Raw genomic sequence first — 21,604 nt, 5'->3', positions numbered from 1 at the left:
CCGGATGGACGATGATCGGGCCGGTGAACGCCCGCATCCTGCTCGTCGAGGACGACCGCACGATCGGTGACGTCCTGCGCGGCAGCCTGACCGGGCACGGCTACGACGTCCGGTGGGAGCAGGCGGGCGGCCCGGCGCTCGCGGCGGCCGGGCACACCCCGTTCGACCTCGTCCTGCTCGACCTCGGGCTGCCCGACCTCGACGGCGTCGAGGTGTGCCGTCGGCTGCGCACGCTGCGCCCCGACGCGGTGCTGGTCGTGCTGACCGCCCGGACCGCGGAGATGGACGTGGTACTCGGCCTGGAGGCCGGCGCCGACGACTACCTGACCAAGCCGGTACGCCTGGCCGAGCTGCTCGCCCGGATCCGGGCGCACCTGCGGCGCGCCGGCGGCGACCGCACCGGGGACGTGCTGGAGGTCGGGGACCTGCGCGTCGACACCGGGGCGCGCCGCGCCACCGTCGCCGGGCGGGAGCTGGTCCTGCGCACCCGCGAGTTCGACCTGCTCGCCCGGCTCGCGACCGACCCGGGCACCGCGCTGAGCCGCGAGGTGCTGATGACCGACGTGTGGGACGCGCACTGGTTCGGCTCCACCAAGACCCTCGACGTGCACGTGGCCGCGGTGCGCCGCCACCTCGCCGCGCACGACGGCCCCCGGGTCCCGCTGATCACCACCCTGCGCGGGCACGGGTACCGCCTGGAGCTGCCCGGGGGCCTCCGGTGAGACGCCGCATCGTGCGCCTCACCCTCGTGGCGGTCGGGGTGACGCTGGTGCTGTTCGGGGTCCCGCTGGCCGCCGGGCTGGAGCGCTACACCGTCGCCCAGCAGCGTGAGTCGCTGCAGCGCATCGCGGACTTCGCCGCCCGCTCGGTCTACGACGACGTCGTCCACGACCGGGTCCCGGCCCGGCTGCCCGACGGCCGCGACGACGACACCGCCGTCGCGCTCTACGACTCCGACGGCGACCGCACCACCGGCGACGGCCCGCCGGAGGGCGACGAGGGCGTCGACCGGGTCCTGGACCGGGGTCTGTCGTCCTCCCCGCCGGGGCAGCTCGTCGCGGTGTCCCCGGTGACCGACGGCGACGACGTCGTCGGGGTGGTGCGCGCGGCGCGCCCGACCTCGGCGGTGTGGTCCTCGCTCGTACCGCTCTACCTCGGCATGGTCGCGCTGGCCGGGCTGGTGCTGGTCGCGGTGTGGGCGCTCGCGATGCGCCTGGCCGCGCACCTGTCGGCGCCGCTGGAGTCGATGGCCCGCGACGCGGCCCGGCTCGGCGAGGGCGACTTCGGGGTCCGTCCCGCGCCCACCGGCATCGGGGAGCTCGACCGTGTCGGGTCCGCGCTCGGCCACACCGCAGGCCGCCTCGACGACCTGCTGGCCCGCGAGCGGGCGTTCTCCGCGGAGGCCTCGCACCAGCTGCGGACGCCGCTGGCCGGGCTGCGGCTGCGGCTGGAGTCCGCGCTCGACGACCCGGCGCTGCTGCGGCCCGCGACCGTGGAGGACGGGCTGGCCTCGGTCGACCGGCTGGAGCGCACCATCGACGAGCTGCTGCTGCTCGCCCGCGAACGCAGCCGTGACGCCGTTCCGGTCGACCTCGCCCGGCTCTTCGACGAGGCGCAGGCCGAGTGGGGCGACCGGCTGTCCCGCGCCGGGCGGTCGTTCTCGGTGTCCCGCGACGGCGCCCTGCCCGACCCGCCCGCCTCCGCCGCGGCGGTCCGCCAGATCGTCGCCGCGCTGCTCGACAACGCCGTCCAGCACGGGGCCGGTGCGGTCGCGCTGACCGCGCGGGAGGCCGGGCCGGACGCCGTGGCCGTCGACGTCGCCGACGAGGGGCCCGGGGTGGCCGAGGAGGACCTGTCGGGCAGCGACGGCCGGCGCGGCCTCGGGGTCGCCCTCGCCCGGCGGCTCGCCGAGGCCGAGGGCGGACGGCTCACCGCCCGCCGGTCGCCGTCGGTGGTCACCCTGCTGCTGCCGCTGGAACCGGTCCGGGACGGCCGATCGCTTACCTCCTCCTAACCTCCACCTCATCCCCCGTGGCACACGGGCTCCCTACCGTCGGTACCGGACATGATCGACGACGGTCGGCACCGGGAGGCCCGCATGACCACGACGCCCGACCAGCGGATCCGCGACGCCCTCACCGCCGACCCGGTCCTGCGGACCCTCGGGTTCGACCACCGCTCCGTCGGGTCCGCGCCCCCGCCCGCGGGACCGGGCATCGTGCTCGGCTGGTCCGGGCAGTGGGCGGCGTCGGGTTCGGCGGCGCTCGGCACGGTGGTCGTCGACGTCGTCGGCGTCGACGGACGCACCCGCACGGCGGTGCTGGCCCGGATCGAGGTCGTGCTGTCCGGGCTGCGCGACGGCCCCGTGCGACGGGTCGGGGCCGGGTCCCCCGCGGACGGTGTCACCGTGCTCGCCGGCACCGGCGAACCCGCCGGCCGGGCCGCAGCCGGCGCGACCGTCGGGTAGCGACCGGTCACCGCCCCCATCCGGTGACGGGCCCGGCGGAACGGACACGACGGCGTATCCGCCCAGGTGGGGGGCCGTCGCGGCGATCTTGACCTCGCGTACGGTGCGGCCCATGGCTTCCGACACGAGCAGGCCCACGGACCGCAGCACGGCGACCGGCACCCCGGAGACCGACGACGCGGCCGGCTCCGTCGCGACGGACCGGGCGACCGCCGACGGCCCCGCCACGACCGCCACCGACACCGCCGACGGCGCGGCCACCGGCACAACGGCCACCGGCTCCACCACGGCGGGCTCCACCGCCACCGACGGCACCGCGACCGGCTCCACCACGGCCGGCTCCACCGCCACCGACGGCACCGCGACCGGCTCCACCACGGCCGGCTCCACCGCCACCGACGGCACCGCGACCGGCTCCACCGCGACCGCGGGCGCGGCCACCGACGACGCCGCCACCGGCCGCGCCGCCCCCGTGCGCACCGCGGCCGCCACCCCCGCCGGGGCCCCGGCCGACACCGCCTCCGGCGGTGGCCTCGCCGGTGCGGGCGCCGTCGTCGCCGCGGGGCTCGGTCTCGCCTCGCTGACCGGCACCTCGGTGGGCGACATGCTGCGCGAGCGCGAGTCGCTCGTCGGGCAGATCCAGGCCGCGACCGGCGGCCCGGGCGACACCATCGAGTCCTTCTACGGCGCGCCCTGGGACGTCGCCGCCGTGGTCAACGGCGTCGTCGCGCTGGTCGCGGTCCTCCTCGGGCTCGTCCTGGTCCTCGGCCCCGCCGCCCGGCCCGCCGCGGGCGCCTGGGTCCGGCCGGTCGCCCTCGGCGGCCTGGTGCTCGGCGTCCTGGGGCTGCTGGTGTCCGGCGGCATGTACCTCGACCTGTTCGCCTCGACGCCGGTGCTGCCGCAGATGCCGGGCATCCCGGGCCTGGGCTGACCCGCCCCGGTCGGTGGCCCGCGCCGGTCCCCGGACCCACGCGGCACCGACCGGGTCACCCCGTTCACCCGCTCGATCGCTTCCGCTTCCGGTCGCCGCGGTCCCGTCCCTAGGTTCGGCGCAGGTCACCGCCCGGTGGCCCCGTCGCACCCGCCGACCGCGGGCGACCGGGAGGAACGCCGTGCCGCTTCGGTCCCCGTTCGCGACGATGCTCGCCGCCGTGGTCCTGCTGCTGGTCACCGGCGGTGTGGCCGCGGCCGGGCCGGCGGCGACGCCCGAGCAGCGTGCGGCCACCGCGGTCGAGGTCGCACTGCGCCAGATCGGCTGCCGTTCGTGTGGGGCGGCAACGGGCCGGAGAACGGCGACCGCGGCTTCGACTGCTCCGGGCTGACCGCGTTCGCCTACGGCAAGGCCGGCGTCGTCCTGCCACGGACCGCGCACGCCCAGTACCGCCGCGGCCCGCGGGTCCCGGCCGGCTCCCCGCTGCGCCCGGGTGACCTGGTCTTCTACGGCACCGTCGACAAGGTCCACCACGTCGGACTGTTCGTCGGGCAGGACCGGATGGTGAGCGCTCCGACGTTCGGGCTGCCGGTGCAGACCTCCTGGTACCGGTGGCGCGGCGACGACTACCTCGGCGCGACCCGACCGGTGCAGGCCACCGACGGCGTCGGGGACCCGGCGGTCCGGGAGACGCCGGACCCGTCGATCCCGGACGAGCCCTGGTTCGACGCCCCCGCCGCACCGCCACTGCCCACGTCGCCGACGGCCCCGCGGCAGACCCCGGCGCCCCGCTGACTCCGCCGGTGGCACCGGGGGCGTGGAGCGGCGACGCCGGCACCCGCCCGGTCAGGACGCGTCGGCCACCGGGGTGTCGACCGCGACCACGGTGAGACCGAGGGAGGGCACCAGCCTCAGGACCCGGGCCGCAGGCGCCGCCGGGTCCAGTACCACCACGACCGCGGTCCCGTGGGCACGGGCGCGGTCGGCGGCCGCGCGCAGGATCGTGACCCCGCGCAGTCCGAGGAAACGGACGGCGTTGAGGTCGAGTACGACCCGGCCACCCACCGCGAGGTCGACGGCGGCGAGCACGCGCACCTCGACCGCGGGTCCGGTGGCGAGGTCGAGGTCGCCGGACACGCCGATGACGACGGTCGCGGCGGGACCGCACCCGACCTCGACCTGCGGGCCGGCGTGAGTGGGCTCGGGCTCGGGGACGAGGAGGAGACGACGGGATGGCGTGGGCGCGGTCATGGGTCCGCCAGGAGGGAGGTGGGGCCGGTCCCGCTGCGGGGACGGTCAGCCCGTGGTGCCGTCGGGGCACTGAGCTGTACCGGACGACCGAACGGCGACGGCTCCGAGGAGGCGTCGCCCGAAGATGCGTCGAGCTGGACCGGGATCGTCACGGTCGACGGGCCCGGCCCGTCACCGTAGCCGTCGCCGACACCGGGTGTCCAGGGTGCGGTCCGCTCCCCGGCGGGCCGGCGCCGCGGCGGGGATACTCACGACGATGCCGACCGCACCGGAGATCCCCCGGGCCGCCGGGCCCCGACCGCCCGCCGGAGCCCGGTGACCGGGCCCGTCGTCGCCCGCCTCTGGCGTCCCGTCCTGCTCGTGGCGCTGGTGGGTGTCGCGGTCGGCGTCGCGGTCGCCGTCGGGGTGCCCTCGGTGGAGCAGCTCCGTGACGGCCTGGCCGGGACCGGATGGGCGGGACCGCTGCTGTGGGCGGCGCTGTACGCCGGACTGTCGCTCACCCCGGTGCCGGTCAGCCTGCTCGCCGTGCTCGGCGGGGTGCTGTTCGGGTTCGGCGAGGGGCTGCCCGCCACGCTCGCCGGGAAGTTCGTCGGCGCGGCGGTCGGGTTCGCCCTGGCGCGGCGGCTGGGCCGGGACACGGTGCTGCGGCTGGTGGACCGCTCGGGCCGGGGCGCGGAGCGGATGGCGGTGGTCGACGACCTGGTACGCCGTCGCGGCCTCCTGGCCGTGGTGGGGGTCCGGCTCGCGCCGGTCCTGCCGTACTCGGTGCTGAACCTGCTGTGGGGGCTGACCGCGGTCCGGTTCCGGCACTACCTCCTCGGCACCGTCCTGGGGGTCACCCCGGGCACGACGGCGCTGGTCGCGGTCGGCGCGTTCGGCACCGACCCCGGGTCGCTGCCGTTCCTGGTCTCGGTGGCCGGGCTCGGGGTCGTCGTGCTGACCGGGGTCGTCCTGGCCCGGCGCCGGCCGGCCCGCTCGCGCGCCGACCCGCCCGCGGACGGCTGAGGGCTCAGCCGGGCCCGACCGTCGCGGCGACGGCGCGGTGGTCACCGACGTCGAGCTGCAGCACGGCCGGGTCCCGCCCGGTCAGGCGGCCGAGCGCGATCAGGTGGTCGAGCTGGGCGCGCGGCGTCGCCGCCGGGAACGTCCGCCCGTCGACGAGCCGCCGGCCGCCGGTCACCGTCGCGGGGAGCGAGCCGGGCAGGTTCAGGTCCCCGGCGACGACCACCGGCCCGGGCAGCCGTGCCGTCCAGCGCCGCAGCGCCCGGAGCTGGCGGACCGCCGTCGGCGGGGCGAACGACAGATGGGTCGCCACCACCGTGAGCGTCCCCAGCTCCGCGGCGACGGCGGCGCGCGGCTCGTCGAGGAACCAGGCGAGCCGGGTCCCCCCGCCGGGGGCGGGCACCGGCACCGGCAGCCGGGCCCGGCCGGCCTCGAACCCCAGCACGTGCCAGCGGCGCACCGGGAGCCGGGAGAACAGCGCGACGCCGTAGCGCGGCCCGGGCGCGGGGTCGCCGGGACCGCGCAGGACCGGGGGGTCGAGCGGGGTCCACGACGGCAGCGGGTCCGGACGCGGCTCGCCGTGCATGGTCGCGGCGCAGCGCCAGTCCACGGCACCGAGCCCGGCCGCGAGCAGCGACGGCTGGTCGTCGCCCGCCGAGCGGGACTGGCCGGTGTCGACCTCCTGCACCGCGACGACGTCGGCGCCCACCCCGGCGACGGCCGCCCCGAGCGCGGGGCCGGTCAGGTACCGCCCGTCCGCCCCACGTCCGGAGGCGAGGTTCAGCGACGCGACCCGCACGGCCGCGGTCAGCGGGTCGCGGCGTGGCGTCCGCGGGCCCCGCGCAGCGCCGGGACGCCGGCGAGCAGCCCGCGCTGCGGGATCCCGTCGACCGGTTCGGCGGCCGCCCCCAGCTCGGCGAGCACGTCGTTCGCGGCGAGCACCCCCGACATCGACGAGCGCTCCATCAGCCCGGCGAGGTAGGGCGTCTCCACGAAGTCACCGGCCACCCGCAGGCCGCGCGCGTCGGTCCGCACCCCCGGCCGGGTGCCCGCCGTCCCGGGCGGGAACGCGGGCGCGGTGGCCTCCAGCCGGTCGTACCGGTCGAGGACGGTCGCGTCCGCGGTCTCGGGCCACAGCACGGCCAGCTCGGCGCGCAGCGCGGCCGCGGCGGACGCCGCGTCGGGCTCGGCGCAGGAGTAGGAGTGCAGCTCCACCACCGACCCGCCGGTCCCGGCGGCCCACCGGGCCGAGGGCTCCTCCAGCCGGGAGTAGACGGTGACCGAGTCCAGGGTCGGCTGCCCGCTGACGGCACTGAACACCGCCCGTCCCGGGTCGACGTCGCGGTCCAGCCACAGCCTGCTGACCGCGAACGGGGGCGCGACGCGCAGCGCCGCACACTGCGCGTGCAGCCGCGGCGCCGTCGTCGCCAGCCCGGGTGAGCCGGTGACCAGCGCGCGCAGCGCACCCGGGTCGAGGGCGAGCACGAGGTGCCGGGTGGTGGTCGCCCCGGGGCCCTCGACCCGCCAGCCTGCGCCGTCGGGGTGCACCGCGGTGACCCGCGCCCCGGTGCGGACCTGCGCCCCGAGGGAGGTCAGGTGGCGCCACAGCGGCTGCCACACGGCGGTGGCGTGGTCGGTGCACGGGGCGTCGAAGGCGATGCCCTCGGGGTTGCCGAGGAAGTAGTAGTGGAACATCGCGACGAGCTCGGCGGCGGACAGGTCGCCCTGGTTGCAGAAGAACGACCGGGCGAACGCCTCGAACAGCATGCTGCGGGTGCGCTCGGTCATCCCGAGCCGGTCGAGGAACGACGCGGCGTCGACGCCGTCGAGCTCGGTCGTGGTGGTGGCCCGGTCGTAGGCCAGCAGGGCGCGTCCGGCGTCGGGGTCGGCGGAGGTGAGCTCGCGCCGCGACAGGCTCCTGCTGCGCAGCGCCAGCGCGAGCAGGTTGAACGGCGGGGCGGCGGGCAGTCCCGACAGGTCCTCGTCGGGCCACCGCGCGGAGATCACCGGGTAGTTCCCGACCGGGCGCAGGAACGACAGCTGCGGGTCGGCGCGGCGCAGGATCGACCGCCAGGTGTAGTACTGCCGGAAGAAGGCGTGGAAGCCGTGCTCGACCTGCGCGACGGTGCCGTCGGAGAGGGTGTGCGGCCAGGCCCCGAGCCGTCCGCCGAGGTGGTCGGCCGCCTCGAGCAGGGTGACCCGCACCCCGCGTTCGGCCAGCACCACCGCCGCGGACACCCCGGCGATCCCGCCCCCGACGACGACCGCCTCCGACCCGGCGGGCACCGCACGCGGCAGCAGCGGGTCGGGGGTCACCAGCCGTCGTCGGCGCATGCGCAGCGGTGCGGCGCGGTGCCGCAGCGGGTCGGTCACAGGGTCCCTCCGGGACGGACGTGCGGACCGTGTCCGCCGGGATGGCTGGCAGCGGAGCCGTGGGCGGCGGAGTCGTGGGCACCGCGGTGGCGGGTCCCGGGGCGGTGGGCGGCGCGGTCGCGGCGCAGGACGAGCGCGTACGGGACCGCGACCAGCCCCATCAGCACCCCGCCGACCAGGGCCGAGCCGGGCAGGCCGAAGAACACCAGGTGGGCGAGCACCGAGGAGGCGTAGACCCACAGGTACAGCGCGGCCGCGGGCCCCGAGCGCCGGGGGCCGCCGGGCAGCGCACGGTGCAGGGTCCCGACGATCACCAGCGAGACGACCAGCCAGCCGGCGTAGTTGGTCAGCGGGATGCCGGGCACCAGCGGGAGACCCGGGTCGGGGCGCGCCCACACCCAGTGGCCCGCGTCGACCATCTGCGGGTCGAGGAACACGTCCCAGGCGGCCAGGGCGAACGCACCGACGGCGACGGTCCCCGCCCCGCGCCGGGCCAGCGCCCTGCCCACGACCAGCGCGGGCCACGCCATCATCGCCCAGGCCATCGGCACGACCAGCGGGACACCGGCCACCTCGGCGCCGAGGGTCCCGGTGTAGGCGTAGGCGCCGAACGGCCACCCCGTGGCCAGCCCGACGGACTCCGCGACCAGTCCCCCGCCGCCCGCGACGCCGAGCAGCACCAGCCCGCCCCGGGTGCCGTGCACCCGGACGACGTCGGCGACCGCGGCCAGGAAGAACACCGCGACGCTCAGCACCGTCACCGACGTCCGCAGCGGGGCGGGGGTGAGCGGGTAGAGGATCTGGACGGTCACCGCTCCGGCGACCAGCACCCAGGCGGGCAGGGTCGTGCGCAGTGCCCGGGGGGCAGCGGCCAACGCCACGCGGGAACCTCCACACGGTCCGGTCGGGGGTGGTCCCACGGTGCCACCACCCGGGCACACCCGCGCGTCGTCCGCGGCCGCGGCGACGTCGCGCGGCCGGGCCGCCCCCTCCGTAGGGTCGCCTGCGTGCTCCTCCGCCGGCCGCTGCGCGCCGTCCGTCCGCTCGTGGCCGCCGGGTCCGTCCTCGCCGCGGCCGGGACGGTGCAGGCCTGGGTGAACCGGGCCGGGCTGCGACGCCCGCCCGCCGCGCCGCCCACGGTGACCGTGCCGGTGTCGGTGCTGGTCCCGGCCCGCGACGAGGCACACCGGATCGCGCCGACCGTGCGGGCGCTGACCGGGCAGCGCGGGCTGGCCGACGTCGAGATCCTCGTCCTCGACGACGGCTCCACCGACGGGACCGCCGCCGTCGTCCGTACCGCGGCCGGCGGCGACCCCCGGCTACGGGTGCTCACCGGCACCCCGCCCCCGCCCGGGGTGCTGGGCAAACCGCACGCCTGTGCCGCGCTGGCCGCGGCCGCCCGCGGTGAGGTCCTCGTCTTCGTCGACGCCGACGTCGTCCTCGTCCCGCACGCCGTCGCCGCCGCGGTGGCGCTGCTGCGCGACCGGGACCGGCCGCTGGACCTGCTGTGCCCGTGGCCGCGGCAGGTCGCCTCCGGCCCGCTCGGCCGGCTGGTGCAACCGCTGCTGGCCTGGTCGTGGCTGACGACGCTGCCGCTGGCCGTAGCGGAACGGTCCGGACGGGGGTCGATGGCCGTCGCGAACGGGCAGTTCCTGCTGGTCGAGGCGGCCGCACTGGCCCGGGCGGGCGGCTGGGCCGCGGTGTCGGGCGCCGTCCTCGACGACATCGGGCTGGCCCGGGCGGTCCGCGCCGCCGGGGGCCGGACCGGCATCGCCGACGGGTCGCAGGTCGCGTCCTGCCGGATGTACGCGACCGGCGCGGAGCTGCGGGCGGGCTACCGCAAGTCGCTGTGGGCGGCGTTCGGCTCGCCCGCCGGGGCGGTCGCGGTCGGCGCCGGGCTGGTGCTGGTCTACGTGCTGCCCGCGCTCGCCGCGCTGACCGGGTCGCGGGCCGGGCTGCTCGGGTACGCCGCCGCCGTCGCCGGGCGGGTGCCCGCCGCGCGGTGGGTCACCGGGCCGTCGGGCGGCGGCGCGGTCGACGCGCTCGCCCACCCGGTGTCGGTGCTGGCCCTGCTCGGGCTGCTCGCGTCCTCGTGGGCGGGCAGGCTGCGCGGCACGCTGAGCTGGAAGGGGCGTGCGTTGTGAGCCGGGTCGTGGTGGTCGGCGCCGGGCTGGGCGGGCTCGCGGCGGCGGCGCGGCTGGCCGCCGCCGGGCACGCGGTCACCGTGTTCGAGCGGGCCGACACCCCGGGCGGGAAGCTCGGCGTCATCACCCGGGACGGGTTCACCTTCGACACCGGCCCGTCGCTGCTCACGATGCCGGACCTGCTCGACGACCTGTTCGCCGCGACCGGCGGTCCCGCGGACCTGCCGGTCACGCCGGTCGACCCGGCCTGCGGCCACGTCTTCTCCGACGGCACGCGGTTGGACCTCCCGCACGCCGCGGCCGCGGTCCCGGCCGCCCTCGACGCCGCCCTGGGCGACGGCGCCGGCGCGTCCTGGGCGGCGCTGCACGAGCACTCGCGACGCCTGTGGGGCCTCGTCGGCGAGCCGGTCCTGCGCCGCCCGCTCACCACGGCCGCGCTCGCCCGGATGAGCGCCCGCCCGGCCGACCTGCGCGCGGTCGCGCCGTGGCGGACCCTCGACGGGCTGGGCGCGCGGCTGCTGCCCGACCCGCGGCTGCGGACCTGGCTGAACCGCTACGCCACCTACTCCGGTTCCGACCCGCGTCGCACACCGGCGGTGCTGGCGGTGACCGCCTTCGTCGAGCAGGAGTTCGGCGCGTGGTGGGTGCCGGGCGGGCTGCGCCGCATCGTCGACGCCGTCGTGGACCGCTGCCTCGCCCTCGGCGTCACGCTGCACCCGGGCACGGCCGTCGACGAGGTCCTCGTGGAGCGCGGCCGGGCCGCCGGGGTCCGGGCCGGGGGCCGCGAGGTGCGCGCCGACGTCGTCGTCTCCGGGGTCGACGCGCACGTGCTGCACGAGCGGCTGCTCCCCCGCGACGTCGCGCGCCGGGCCCGCAGGCGGCTGCGCCGCACGCCCCGCTCGACCGCCGGGTTCGTGCTGCTGCTCGGGCTGTCCGGCCGGGAGCCAGGGCCGGCGCACCGGGTCTGGTTCCCGCGCGACCAGCACGCCGAGTTCGACGCGATCTTCGGTCGCGAGCCCCGCCCGGTGCCCGACCCGACGGTGTACGTGCACGCCCCCGACGACCCGGCGCTGCGCCCCGACGACGCCTCCGAGGGCTGGTTCGTGCTGGTCAACGCACCCCTGCACGCCCCGGGGCGCGGTGTCGACTGGGACGCCCCCGGGCTCGCGGAGCGCTACCGGGACCGGGTGCTCGGCGTGCTCGCCGCCCGCGGCACCGACGTACGCGACCGCCTGCGGTTCGCCGAGGTCCTGACACCGGCCGAGCTGGAGCGGCGCACCGGTTCGCCGGGCGGCGCGATCTACGGCACCGCCTCGCACGGCCCCCGGGCCGCGCTGCGCCGGCCCGCCAACCGCGGCCCGGTGCCGGGCCTCTACCTGGTGGGCGGGTCCGCGCACCCGGGCGGCGGCATCCCGCTGGTGCTGATGTCGGCCGAGATCGTCGCCGGGCTCATCGGCCCGGCGGGGACCCCGGGAACCGCGGCGGGGTCGTCCGGACCACGCCCACCGCGAGCTGCGCCAGCCCGATCGCACCCAGGACCGTCCAGGTGAGGGCGAAGACGGTCCCCCACGACACCCCGACCAGCGGCGGGCCGGCCGGGAGCACCGCCGCACCGAGTGCGGGCAGGGCGACCACGACCAGCCGGGTCGGCCGCTCGGCGACGGTCACCGCGCCCACCCCCGGCATGCCGACCGACTGCGCGCGGGCCCGCAGGAACTCGTGCACGAACACCAGCGCGAGCGCCGCGAGGACCCAGCCGGGCGCGGCGCCGAGCGCGACCAGCACCGCCCCGAGCAGCAGGTCCCCGAGGCGGTCGGCGACGGCGTCGACCACCGCACCCAGCGGCCGGGCCCGCCCGGTGCGCAGCGCGACGGCGCCGTCGAGGCCGTCGAGCACCCCCGCGGCGACGACGAGCAGAGCCGTCGCCGCCGTCCACGGCGCCCCGGCGAGCGCGACCGCCCACGCCCCGGCCAGCACGACCACGCCGGACGCCGACAGCACGTCCGGCGGGACCCGGGCCACCGGGCCCGTGGAGAGGACCCGCACCATCCGGAGCCAGCCGCGTACCACCGGGGAGGGCCGGATGCCGCCGTGCAGGGCCGACCAGCCGTCGTCGTCCCCGGTCGTCATCGGACCAGCGTGCCAGCGCCGCAGCGGGGGCGCGCCGTGAACCGGGCCCGCACCCTCGCCCGCCGGCTCGGGAACACCTTCCCCGGCAGCGACATCGCGCTGTGGGCCGCCGGTGCGACCTACTTCGGGGTGATCGGGCTGGTGCCGCTGGCGATGGTCGCGCTGTGGGGCGTCGGTGCGCTGGCCGGGCCGGAGACGGTGACCACGGCGATGGACGCGGCGATCGGCGGGCTCCCCGGCGGGCACGGCACGCCCGAGGCGCTGCGCACACTGGCCGCGGTGTCGCTGTCGATGGCCTGGTGGCAGGCACTGGTCGTGCTGTTCCCGGCCAGTCTCTACGGCGAGGGCCTGCGCCGCGCGTTCGTCCAGATGTCCGCAGCCCGCGACCGGCTCACCGGCTGGCGCGGCCGCGCCGGGCTGCTGGGGGTCGCGGCGGTCGCGCCGTTCCTCGTGCTGGTCGTGCTGGGCGCGGCTCCCTACGTCGGGCCGCTCTACGCCGCGGGTGGCTGGTCGCTGGTGTGGGGCGTCGTCGTGGCGTTCCACGTGGTGTGGGTGACGCTGTCGACCGCGCTGCTCGCGGTGTTCGGGCTGGTCGGGCCGGGGCGGCTGGGCCGGCGCGCGCTGGTGCTCGGCGCGTTCGGCACCGGGTCGGTGCTGGCCGGGTTCCTGCAGGGTTTCCTGCTGTTCCTGGCCATCCCGATCGAGTGGTCGGCACCGTTCGCCGGGCTCCCCGTGGTCGGGACGGTGTCGGCGCTGGCGCTGTGGCTCTACCTGCTGCACATCCTGGTGCTGTGCGGGTTCCGCGCCACCGTGGTGCTCGACGAGGTCCTCGCCGCCCGGGACCGGTGATCCCGGGCGGCGGGGACCCGGCGGGTCACATGCCCATGCCGCCGTCGACCGGCAGCCCGGCGCCGTTGACGAACCGGGCGGCGTCGGAGGCCAGGAAGGCGACCGCGTCGGCGATGTCGGCGACCTCGCCGAGCCGGCCCGACGGGGTCAGCTCGACCACCGCGCCGACCGCGGCCTCCGGGCTCTCGAACAGCCCGAGCCCGGCGGTCTCGACGGCGAGCTTCTGCCCCATCGCGGTCGGGACGAGCCCGGGGTACACGCAGTTGACCCGCACCCCGTAGCCGAGCTTGCCCGACTCCATCGCCGCGACCCGGGTGAGCCGGTCGACCCCGGACTTGGTCGCGGAGTAGCCGCCGATGGAGGGGAACGCGATGGTCGCGGCGACCGAGGCCACGTTGATCACGGCTCCGCCGCGGCCCGCCGCACCACCCGGGCGCATGGCACGGAAGGCGTGCTTGATGCCGAGCATCGTGCCGAGCAGGTTGACCTCGAGCATCCGGCGGACGTCGTCGGGCTCGGTGTCGACGAGCAGCTGGGTGACCTCGACGCCCGCGTTGTTGACGACGACGTCGAGGCCGCCGAACCGCTCCACGGTCTCGGCGACCGCGGCGGTCCACGAGGCGTCGTCGGTGACGTCCAGGTGCACGAACCCGTGCTGCTCCCCCAGGGACTTCGCGAGCGTGCCGCCCGCCTCGTCCTGCAGGTCGGCGACGACGACCCGGCCGCCCGAGTCGGCCAGCGCGCGGGCCATCCCCTCGCCCAGCCCCTGTGCGCCCCCGGTCACGAGCACGGTGCGTCCGGTCAGGTCGATCTGCGTCACGGCGACTCCAGTGTCGATCGGTGATGTGGGCCACACCCTGCCGCGATCTCTGACCAGTTGTCAAGATATCGTCGGGCGGGCGTCCAGAACGACGGCGTCGGAGACGCAGCGGTCGGTTACAGTGGCTCCCGGCGGACGACGGGAGGGGGCCGCGTGGCACGGGCGAACCCGGTCGACAAGCACGACGCGCGCCGCCGAGCGCTGGCGGACTCGGCCCTGCAGACCCTGGGCGAGCTCGGCTACGCCCGGGCGTCGCTGCGCGAGATCGCGCAGAACTCCCCGTACAGCCACGGCGTCGTGCACTACTACTTCGCCGACAAGCTGGAGCTGATCGTCTACTGCGTGCGGCAGTACAAGGCGGTGTGCGTGACCCGCTACGACGGCGCCGTCGCCGACGCGACGACGGCCGACGGCCTGGTCACCGCGTTCGCGGACAAGCTGTGCGAGACGATCGTCGACGAGGCCCCGATGCACCGCCTCTGGTACGACCTGCGCGCCCAGAGCATGTTCGAGCCGAACCTGCGCGAGGCCGTCGGGCAGATCGACCGCACCCTGGAGGACATGGTGTGGCGGGTCGTCACCCGTTACGCCGACCTCACCGGCACCGCGGTCGCGCTGAGCCCGCACGCCGCCTACGGGATGGTCGACGGCGTGTTCCAGCAGGCCCTGCTGGGGTTCCTCACCGGCGACGACCCGCACGCGTTGGACACCCTGCGCGCCGAGGTCCGCGACCTGCTGCCGCTGACCCTGCGCCCGGTGCCGGTCGGCGCGGGCGCCGGGGCCTGAGCGCCGGGCCTCACCGCGACCGTGCGGACAGCCCGCCGTCGACCGGTAGACAGACCCCGTTGACGTAGGCGGCGCGGTCCGACGCGAGGAACAGCGCGGCCTGGGCGACGTCGTGCGGGGAGCCCATCCGGCCGGTGGGGCTCACCTCGTGCCGGGTGGCCAGCGCGCCGGGGTCGTCGACGACCTGCTCGCGCACCATCGGGGTGTCGATCAGGCCGGGCAGCACCGCGTTGGCGCGGATCCCGTCGCGGGCGTAGGTCAGCGCCAGCGACACGGTCAGCTGGTCGACACCCGCCTTGGCCGCGCTGTAGGCGGGGTAGACGTAGCCGGTGTCGCGGATCGCGGCCAGCGACGACACGTTCACGATCGCCCCGCGACCGGCGGCGCGCATGTGCGGCAGCGTGTGCCGGCAGGTCAGGTAGGCGCTGGTCAGGTTCAGCGCGAGCGCCCGGTTCCACCCGGCGAGGTCGAGGTCGACGACCTCACCGAGCACCGCGGCGCCGACGTTGTTGTGCAGTACGTGCGGCACCCCGAGGGTGTCCACGACCGCGGCGACGGCGCGGGCGACGTCGTCCTCGTCGGTGACGTCGGCGGTGACCGCCAGCGCCGCGCCACCGGCTCGGGTGATCTCCCCCGCCACCCGGGCGGCCTCGGCGGTGTCGCGGTCGACCGCGGCGACGACCGCACCGGCCCCGGCGTAGGCCAGCGCCGCGGCCTCGCCGTTGCTCGTCCCCCGCCCGCCCGACCCCGCGCCGAACACCACCGCCACCCGGCCCTCCAGATCCCGCACCGGACCCTCCCCGCCTCGTCGTGCCCTGCCGCGCCGTCCCCTGCTTCCGGCCACGGTGCGCCCGCGGTGCGCGCGGCCGACACCGTCCGCCGACGAACACGGCGGCCGCGGTGTGCTCCGTCTGTAGGATCGCCGGGTGCTCGGTGACGCGGCGACGGCGCTGATCGACCGGCTCGCCGAGGAGCTGTCCCGGTCGGTCGTCGTCGACGACCCCGCCGTGCAGGTCCTCTACGCCGGCGCGCACTACGGCGACGCGGACCCCACCCGCGTCGCGGCGGTGCTCAACCGCGGCGCGGAGCCCCGCGTCCGCGGCTACGTGCTCGCCCACGGTGTGCTGTCCTGGACCCGTCCCGGGATCATCCCGGCCAGCGACGAGCTGGGCATGCACGCCCGGGTGTGCGTCCCGGTCCGCTGGGAGGGCCGGCTGCTGGCTCTGCTGATGGTGATGGACGCCGACGGCTCGCTGACCACCGGCGAGCTCGGGCGCATCACCGCGGTCGCCGAGCAGCTGGCACTGTCGCTGCAGGACCTGGCGCGCACCGCCGACGCGGCCCGCGAGGACGAGCGCCGGGTGCTCGACCTCGTCGGCGACGACCCGGTGGCCCGGGTCCGGGCGGCGGCCGCCCTCACCACGGCGGGCCGGGCGCCGGAGCCGGGCGCGACGGCCGTCGTCGTCGCGGTGCCCGGGGCGGACGGGTACCACGAACACGCCGGGATCGCCCTGCGTACGGCCCTGTCCGGGCGCCGCCGCGACGGGACCGACGGGTGGCTCACCGCCGTCGCCGGCGGCACCGCGGTCCTGCTCGCCGCGCCGCCGACGCCCGGCTCCGAGGACCTCCCCGCGCGGGTGCGCCGGGTCGTCGATCGCGTCGGCGAGCTGGCCCACGGCCGCTTCCGCTGCGTCGCCGGGATCGGCGACCCGGCCCCCGCACCGGAGCTGCTGGCCGGGTCGGTGACGCGGGCCCGGACCGCGTGCACGGCCGCCGAGCTCGGGCTCCGGCCCCCGGTCGCCCGGTGGGCCGGGCTCGGGGCGCTCGGCCCGCTGCTCGCTCTCCCGCCGGCCCTGCTGACCGACGACGTGGTCCCCGACGAGGTGCGCCGGCTGCGTGCCGCCGACCCCGACGGACGGCTGGTGGCCACCGTCCGCGCCTACCTCGACGAGGCGGGCAACGGCCCGGCCGCGGCCGCCCGCCTGCACATCCACCGCACCTCGCTCTACTACCGGCTCGACCGGGTCACCCGGCTCACCGGTCTCGACGTCTCCGACGGCGCGACCCGGCTGGCGCTGCACCTGGGGCTGGTCGCGCTCGACGTCGTCGCGGCCCGGCACCCGGCACCCGGCCGGGAGCTTCGACAGACGGAGCACACACCGGCCTGATCCCTCGACCACCGGCGGTGGTGACCGGCGCCACTGCGGCCCAGACTCCTCCGCGGCCCCGAGGAGGACACCGATGCCCACCTTCACCACCGCCGACGGTGTGACGCTCGACTACCGCGACTCCGGCGGGGAGGGCGTCCCGCTGGTGATGCTGCACGGCTGGGGCCAGACCCAGGCGATGTTCGCCCACCAGCTCACCGGCCTCGGCGCGCGGCGCCGCGTGGTCACCTACGACCAGCGCGGGCACGGCGTCTCGGACAAGCCGCACCACGGCTACCGCATCGCCCGGCTCGCGCAGGACCTGGTCGAGCTGCTCGACCACCTCGGTCTCGACCGTGCCGACCTGCTCGGCTGGTCCATGGGCGCCTCGGTGCTGTGGAGCCACATCGACACCCACGGCACGGGCCGGATCGGCCGGCTGGTGCTGGTCGACCAGCCCGCGGCCGTCGCCGCGATGCCGTGGATGTCGGCGCAGGAGCAGGCCGGGTCGGGCGCCATCTTCGACGTCGGCGGCCTGCTGGACCTCGCCGGCAGCCTCGCCGGCCCCGACGGGGACACGGTGCGGGAGGCGTTCGTCCGCTCGATGTTCTCCGGCACCCCCGCCGACGACGTCTGGTCCCTGGTCGCCCGGGAGATCACCCACACCCCCGCCCACGCCGGGGTACCGCTGCTGTTCGACCACTGCGCACAGGACTGGCGCGACGTGCTGCCTAGGATCGACGTCCCGACGCTGGTCCTCGGGTGCGAGGGCAGCCACGTGAGCCCGGAATCGCAGCGTTGGATCGCCGACCGTGTCCCCGGCGCGGTGCTGCACGTGTTCGGGCCCGACGAGGCGAACTCGCACTTCGTGTTCCTGGAGAACCCGGCCGCGTTCGACGCGGTGGTGGAGAAGTTCCTCGGCTGAGCGCACTCAGGGCACGGGGTCTCCCCCGCCGTGCGCCCGGGCGATGCCGTGGGCCGCGGCGCGCAGGGCGGGGACGAGCGTGCGCGCCCGGCCGTCGTGCGGCTGCACCGTCGACAGCGCGGCGACCACGGCCCCGTCGCGCCCGCGGACCGGGACGGCGACGCCCGTCGCGTCCGGATGGACGTGCCCGTCGGTGACGACGTACCCGTCGCGCCGGACACGGGCGAGCAGCACCCGCAGCCGGTCCGGGTCGGTCACCGTGGCGGGCGTCCGTCGTTCCAGGGGCGCCGCGAGCACCCGTTCCTGCTGCTCGGGCGGCGCGTGGGCGAGCAGCACCAGCCCCGACGACGAGACGTGCAGCGGCAGCCGCCCGGCGATCCGGGTCAGGTTGACCACCGCCCCGGGCGCGGAGAGCCGCTCCAGGAAGATGACCTCGTCGCCGTCGAGGACACCCAGCTGCACGTGGTGCCCGACGACGGCGTGCAGGTCCCCGAGGAACGGCAGCGCCGCGGCCCGCAGGGTCAGCGTCGGCGACGCCCGCTGCCCCAGCTCCCACAGCCGCATCCCGATCCGCAGCCGCCCGGAGCCGGTGCGGGTGAGCAGCCCCTGCTCGACGAGCTGCCCGACCAGCCGGGACGCGGTCGCGACGTGCAGCCCGGAGGCGCGGGCGATCTCGGCGACGCCCAGCTCGGGCCGCCCGGGCTCGAACACCGACAGGATCCGCACCGCCCGGGCCAGCACCGGTTCGCCCGCGACCACGGGTGGAGTCTGCCCCAGGGTGCGTCCCCGGTCACGCGGCCCGGTGGCGATCACCTGCCCGTGACGCCGCGACGGGCGGGCCGGCCCGGGCCCGTCGTCGCGGGTGCCCCGTACGGACCGTCGGACGGATACCGCCCCGTGGCTCAGCCCTGCGGGACGCGGAGGCCCGACATCCCGCCGTCGACCGCTAGGACGGCGCCGGTGAGAGAGCGCTGGTGCGGGTCGGCGAGGTGGAGGATGGCCCGCGCGACCTCCTCCATCCCCACGAGGCCCCCGGTCGGCTGGCGGCTGCGCAACGCCGCGAGCTCGGTGTCGGGGTCGGCGGCGGCGTCGAGCAGCCGGCCGATCCACGGGGTGTCCACGGTGCCGGGGCACACGCAGTTGACGCGGATGCCGTCGCGGACGTGGTCGGCGGCCATGGCCCGCGTCAGGGACAGCACGGCCCCCTTGCTCGCCGAGTACAACGCCCGGTCGGGCAGTCCGGCGGTGGCCACGATGGAGCCGACGTTCACGACCGAGGCCGAGCCCGCGCGGCGCAGTGCGGGTAGCGCGGCCCTGGTCGTGCGCACCAGCCCGAGCAGGTTCACGTCGAGAACCCGACGCCACTCGTCGAGGTCGTTGGCCTCGACGGTGCCGGCCGCGCCGACACCGGCGTTGTTGACCAGGATGTCGATCCGGCCGAACGCCGTCATGACCTCGTCGACGGCGGCGGTGACGGAGTCGTCGTCGGTGACGTCGGCGCGCACGCCGAGCAGCGGGCTCGGCACATCGCCCGGATCGAGGTCGAGCACGGCGACCCGGGCGCCGCGCGCCGCGAACAGGGCCGCCGTGGCTGCGCCGATGCCGGAGGCCCCGCCGGTGACGACGGCGGTCAGCCCGGCGAAGTCCGCGCGGGGGTCGGTGGTGGTGTCGGTCATGGCAGGGTCTGTCCTCCGTCGACGTGCCAGGACTGCCCGGTGACGAACCGGCTGGTGTCCGAGGCGAGCACCAGGGCCAGGTCGGCGACGTCCTGCGGGGTGGTGAGACGTCCCATCGGGATGCCGGTGCGGTACTTCGCGGGGTCACCGTGGATCTGGCGCTCCGGGCCGACGCCGAGCTCACGCCACTGGGCGCGTTGCAGCTCGGTGTCGCAGGAGCCGGGGCACAGCGTGTTGACCCGGATCTGCTCGGCGGCGAGTTCCAGCGCCAGGCAGCGGGCCATCATGTCCGTGGCCGCCTTGGACGCGCAGTACGCACCCAGGTCCATCCGCGGGGTCCGGGCACAGTTCGAGGTGACCACGACGATCGAGCCGGGCCCGCCGCGGGCACGCATGTGGCCCGCCGCGGCGCGCACCGACAGGAACGCCGCCCGGGTGTTGACGGCGAACTGGGCGTCCCAGTCCTCGACGGCGGAGGTGACCAGGTCACCGGCCCGCAGGATGCCGGCGTTGTTGACGAACACCTCGGGTGCCCCGAGCCGCTCGACGACCTCGGCGAACGCCCGGTCGACGGCGTCGGCGTCGGTGAGGTCGGCCGACACCGGGACGCCGCCGAGCTCCTCGGCGACCAACCGCGCGCCGTCGGCGTCCTTGTCGATCACCGCCACCCGGGCCCCGGCGTCGGCCAGCGCCGTGGCGATGGCCCGGCCGATGCCGCGGGCCGCGCCGGTGACGGCGGCGGTGCGACCGGTGAGATCGAGTGCGGTCACGACGCGACCTCCCCGGTGGTGTGGTCGGCGTACCGGGCCCGCATGGTGAGCAGGGACGCCAGGCTGATCACGGCGGTGGCGACGAGGAGCGCGGCCATCGGCCAGGACGCCTGGTCGTAGGCGACCAGCAGTGCGCTGGCCACGAGCGGGACCAGCCCGCCGAGCATGCCGCCGATCTGGTAACCCAGGGAGGCACCCGAGTAGCGGAGCGCGGGCGGGAACATCTCCGAGTACAGCGCCGCCTGCGGCCCGTACATCAACGGGTGCCCGATGCCCATGATCACGATGACACCGAGGAACAGCAGCGGTGTCGACATCGTCTCGATCAGCCAGAACAGCGGGAACGCGAACACCGCCACCAGGATCGCCCCGGCCGCGAACACCGGTCGTCGGCCGACCCGGTCCGACAGCGCGCCGAACAGCGGGACGGTGCCGCACATGATCACGGCGGCGACCAGGACGGCGGCGAGGAACGTGCCGCGCGGGATGCCCAGGTGCGACGTGGCCCAGGACAGCCCGAGCACGGTGACCAGGTAGAAGACCGTGTTGATCACGATGAACGCGCCGGCGGCGCCGAGCACACTGCCCGGGTGCCGGGCCAGTGCGTCGCGCACGGGCAGCCGTGCGGTCTCCCCGGCCGACTGCATCTGCGCGAACACCGGGGACTCCATCAGCCGCAGCCGGACGACGAGCCCGACGACGATGAGCAGCGCGCTGGCCAGGAACGGCACCCGCCAGCCCCAGGACAGGAAGTCCTCGTCGGGCAGGCTGCTCACCGCGGAGAACGCCGCGGTGGACAGCACGAGCCCGAGCGGGCTGCCGACCTGCGGCCACGACCCGTACCAGCCGGCCCTGCCGGGCGGCGCGTGCTCGACGGCCATCAGCACCGCACCGCCCCATTCGCCGCCGACGGCGACGCCCTGCAGGAACCGGAGCGCCACGATGAGGACCGGGGCCAGGATGCCGATCTCGGCGAAGCCGGGGACCAGCCCCATCGCCAGGGTGCCGAGGCCCATCGCGAGCAGCGAGACCACCAGCATCTTCTTGCGGCCGACCCGGTCGCCGAAGTGGCCGAACACGATGCCGCCGAGCGGGCGGGCGGCGAAGCCCACCGCGTAGGTGGACAGCGAGGCGAGCAGGCCCGCACCCGGGGAGAACTCGGGGAAGAACAGCTTCGGGAACACCAGCGCTGCGGCGGTGCCGTAGATGTAGAAGTCGTACCACTCGACGGTGGTGCCGATCAGGCTGGCGAAGGCGACCTTGCTGCTCTGCCGCCGGTTGCCCGGTGGTGCGTGTACTGCGCTCACTGACGGCTCTGTCATGGCAGGGGACC

Annotated in this window: 22 protein-coding genes and 1 pseudogene; 12 read left to right on the top strand and 11 right to left on the bottom strand. The window is 76.8% G+C overall.

The genetic code is table 11. The annotated features are described in order from the left end of the window. Positions 1–23 precede the first annotated feature (23 nt). The 5 genes and pseudogenes from MTO91_RS10090 to MTO91_RS10070 form a co-directional block, all read left to right on the top strand. Positions 24–722, top strand: a complete 699-nt coding sequence (locus MTO91_RS10090) for a response regulator transcription factor (RefSeq protein ID WP_374210246.1) — start codon at positions 24–26, stop codon at positions 720–722. Then, the gene (locus tag MTO91_RS10085) at positions 719–2,014 is read left to right on the top strand and encodes a sensor histidine kinase (RefSeq protein WP_346104589.1); all 1,296 of its coding nucleotides are present in this window, start codon (positions 719–721) and stop codon (positions 2,012–2,014) included. The genes MTO91_RS10090 and MTO91_RS10085 overlap by 4 nt, the downstream gene beginning before the upstream one ends. Positions 2,015–2,098: 84 nt before the next feature. Continuing rightward, the gene (locus MTO91_RS10080) at positions 2,099–2,467 is read left to right on the top strand and encodes a hypothetical protein (RefSeq protein ID WP_405418019.1); all 369 of its coding nucleotides are present in this window, start codon (positions 2,099–2,101) and stop codon (positions 2,465–2,467) included. Positions 2,468–2,579: 112 nt separating this feature from the next. Beyond that, the gene (locus MTO91_RS10075; protein ID WP_476654355.1) at positions 2,580–3,398 is read left to right on the top strand and encodes a hypothetical protein; all 819 of its coding nucleotides are present in this window, start codon (positions 2,580–2,582) and stop codon (positions 3,396–3,398) included. Between the two features lie 282 nt (positions 3,399–3,680). Further along, a pseudogene (locus MTO91_RS10070) lies at positions 3,681–4,046 on the top strand (C40 family peptidase); the annotation flags it as partial. Between the two features lie 198 nt (positions 4,047–4,244). Here the strand turns inward: MTO91_RS10070 and MTO91_RS10065 are convergent. Beyond that, on the bottom strand, positions 4,245–4,649 hold the full coding sequence (locus MTO91_RS10065) for an STAS domain-containing protein (protein ID WP_405418026.1): 405 nt from the start codon (positions 4,647–4,649) through the stop codon (positions 4,245–4,247). A 315-nt stretch (positions 4,650–4,964) separates the two neighbouring features. Between MTO91_RS10065 and MTO91_RS10060 the strand changes: the two genes are divergently transcribed. Continuing rightward, the gene (locus MTO91_RS10060; protein ID WP_405418028.1) at positions 4,965–5,654 is read left to right on the top strand and encodes a TVP38/TMEM64 family protein; all 690 of its coding nucleotides are present in this window, start codon (positions 4,965–4,967) and stop codon (positions 5,652–5,654) included. 4 nt (positions 5,655–5,658) lie between these two features. Here the strand turns inward: MTO91_RS10060 and MTO91_RS10055 are convergent, their stop codons facing one another. Genes MTO91_RS10055 through MTO91_RS10045 form a run of 3 tightly spaced genes read right to left on the bottom strand, consistent with a single transcriptional unit; the run spans position 5,659 to position 8,905 of the window. Next, positions 5,659–6,450 carry an endonuclease/exonuclease/phosphatase family protein gene (locus MTO91_RS10055; protein WP_476654354.1) on the bottom strand — a complete coding sequence of 264 codons (792 nt, stop codon included), beginning with the start codon at positions 6,448–6,450 and terminating at the stop codon, positions 5,659–5,661. A gap of 8 nt (positions 6,451–6,458) precedes the next feature. Next, on the bottom strand, positions 6,459–8,024 hold the full coding sequence (locus tag MTO91_RS10050) for an FAD-dependent oxidoreductase (RefSeq protein WP_476654353.1): 1,566 nt from the start codon (positions 8,022–8,024) through the stop codon (positions 6,459–6,461). Beyond that, positions 8,021–8,905, bottom strand: coding sequence for a carotenoid biosynthesis protein (locus MTO91_RS10045; protein WP_405418035.1), 885 nt, complete (start codon positions 8,903–8,905; stop codon positions 8,021–8,023). Before MTO91_RS10045 ends, MTO91_RS10050 begins: the two co-directional genes overlap by 4 nt. Positions 8,906–9,031: 126 nt before the next feature. On the opposite strand from MTO91_RS10045, the gene MTO91_RS10040 reads away from it, so the two are divergent. Next, a complete protein-coding gene (locus tag MTO91_RS10040) occupies positions 9,032–10,168 on the top strand; it encodes a glycosyltransferase family 2 protein (protein WP_476654352.1) in 1,137 nt (378 codons plus the stop codon). Next, on the top strand, positions 10,165–11,718 hold the full coding sequence (locus MTO91_RS10035; protein ID WP_476654351.1) for a phytoene desaturase family protein: 1,554 nt from the start codon (positions 10,165–10,167) through the stop codon (positions 11,716–11,718). The genes MTO91_RS10040 and MTO91_RS10035 overlap by 4 nt, the downstream gene beginning before the upstream one ends. On the opposite strand, the gene MTO91_RS10030 is transcribed toward MTO91_RS10035, so the two are convergent. Beyond that, positions 11,618–12,298 (bottom strand): CDP-alcohol phosphatidyltransferase family protein, encoded by a 681-nt coding sequence (locus MTO91_RS10030; RefSeq protein ID WP_476654350.1) that lies wholly within the window; start codon positions 12,296–12,298, stop codon positions 11,618–11,620. The two genes, MTO91_RS10035 and MTO91_RS10030, sit on opposite strands and share 101 nt — an antisense overlap. Positions 12,299–12,334: 36 nt before the next feature. On the opposite strand from MTO91_RS10030, the gene MTO91_RS10025 reads away from it, so the two are divergent. Then, complete coding sequence (locus MTO91_RS10025; protein WP_346104566.1) at positions 12,335–13,147, top strand: YhjD/YihY/BrkB family envelope integrity protein; 813 nt, start codon at positions 12,335–12,337, stop codon at positions 13,145–13,147. A gap of 25 nt (positions 13,148–13,172) precedes the next feature. On the opposite strand, the gene MTO91_RS10020 is transcribed toward MTO91_RS10025, so the two are convergent. After that, positions 13,173–13,967 carry an SDR family NAD(P)-dependent oxidoreductase gene (locus MTO91_RS10020; protein WP_062402044.1) on the bottom strand — a complete coding sequence of 265 codons (795 nt, stop codon included), beginning with the start codon at positions 13,965–13,967 and terminating at the stop codon, positions 13,173–13,175. Between the two features lie 153 nt (positions 13,968–14,120). On the opposite strand from MTO91_RS10020, the gene MTO91_RS10015 reads away from it, so the two are divergent. Then, positions 14,121–14,753 (top strand): TetR/AcrR family transcriptional regulator, encoded by a 633-nt coding sequence (locus tag MTO91_RS10015; protein ID WP_251784475.1) that lies wholly within the window; start codon positions 14,121–14,123, stop codon positions 14,751–14,753. 10 nt (positions 14,754–14,763) lie between these two features. On the opposite strand, the gene MTO91_RS10010 is transcribed toward MTO91_RS10015, so the two are convergent. Next, positions 14,764–15,543: an SDR family NAD(P)-dependent oxidoreductase gene (locus MTO91_RS10010; RefSeq protein WP_405418050.1), complete on the bottom strand. Its 780-nt coding sequence runs from the start codon at positions 15,541–15,543 to the stop codon at positions 14,764–14,766. Between the two features lie 136 nt (positions 15,544–15,679). On the opposite strand from MTO91_RS10010, the gene MTO91_RS10005 reads away from it, so the two are divergent. Continuing rightward, on the top strand, positions 15,680–16,921 hold the full coding sequence (locus tag MTO91_RS10005; RefSeq protein WP_405418053.1) for a PucR family transcriptional regulator: 1,242 nt from the start codon (positions 15,680–15,682) through the stop codon (positions 16,919–16,921). Positions 16,922–16,994: 73 nt separating this feature from the next. After that, positions 16,995–17,825, top strand: a complete 831-nt coding sequence (locus MTO91_RS10000; protein ID WP_476654349.1) for an alpha/beta fold hydrolase — start codon at positions 16,995–16,997, stop codon at positions 17,823–17,825. A gap of 6 nt (positions 17,826–17,831) precedes the next feature. Here MTO91_RS10000 and MTO91_RS09995 read toward each other — a convergent pair whose 3' ends face one another. The 4 genes from MTO91_RS09995 to MTO91_RS09980 all read right to left on the bottom strand — a co-directional run bounded on the left by MTO91_RS09995 (position 17,832) and on the right by MTO91_RS09980 (position 21,578). After that, positions 17,832–18,584 carry an IclR family transcriptional regulator gene (locus tag MTO91_RS09995; RefSeq protein ID WP_307799891.1) on the bottom strand — a complete coding sequence of 251 codons (753 nt, stop codon included), beginning with the start codon at positions 18,582–18,584 and terminating at the stop codon, positions 17,832–17,834. A gap of 143 nt (positions 18,585–18,727) precedes the next feature. Further along, positions 18,728–19,501: an SDR family NAD(P)-dependent oxidoreductase gene (locus MTO91_RS09990; RefSeq protein ID WP_073573955.1), complete on the bottom strand. Its 774-nt coding sequence runs from the start codon at positions 19,499–19,501 to the stop codon at positions 18,728–18,730. Continuing rightward, on the bottom strand, positions 19,498–20,271 hold the full coding sequence (locus MTO91_RS09985; RefSeq protein ID WP_100880211.1) for an SDR family NAD(P)-dependent oxidoreductase: 774 nt from the start codon (positions 20,269–20,271) through the stop codon (positions 19,498–19,500). Before MTO91_RS09985 ends, MTO91_RS09990 begins: the two co-directional genes overlap by 4 nt. Then, positions 20,268–21,578: an MFS transporter gene (locus MTO91_RS09980; RefSeq protein ID WP_476654348.1), complete on the bottom strand. Its 1,311-nt coding sequence runs from the start codon at positions 21,576–21,578 to the stop codon at positions 20,268–20,270. Before MTO91_RS09980 ends, MTO91_RS09985 begins: the two co-directional genes overlap by 4 nt. Between the last annotated feature and the right edge of the window lie 26 nt (positions 21,579–21,604).

The sequence above is a fragment of the Pseudonocardia sp. 2-7 genome, assembly GCF_056341085.1.
Note: the sequence above shows the minus strand (reverse complement) of the source record. Positions and strands in the feature narration are given on the sequence as shown.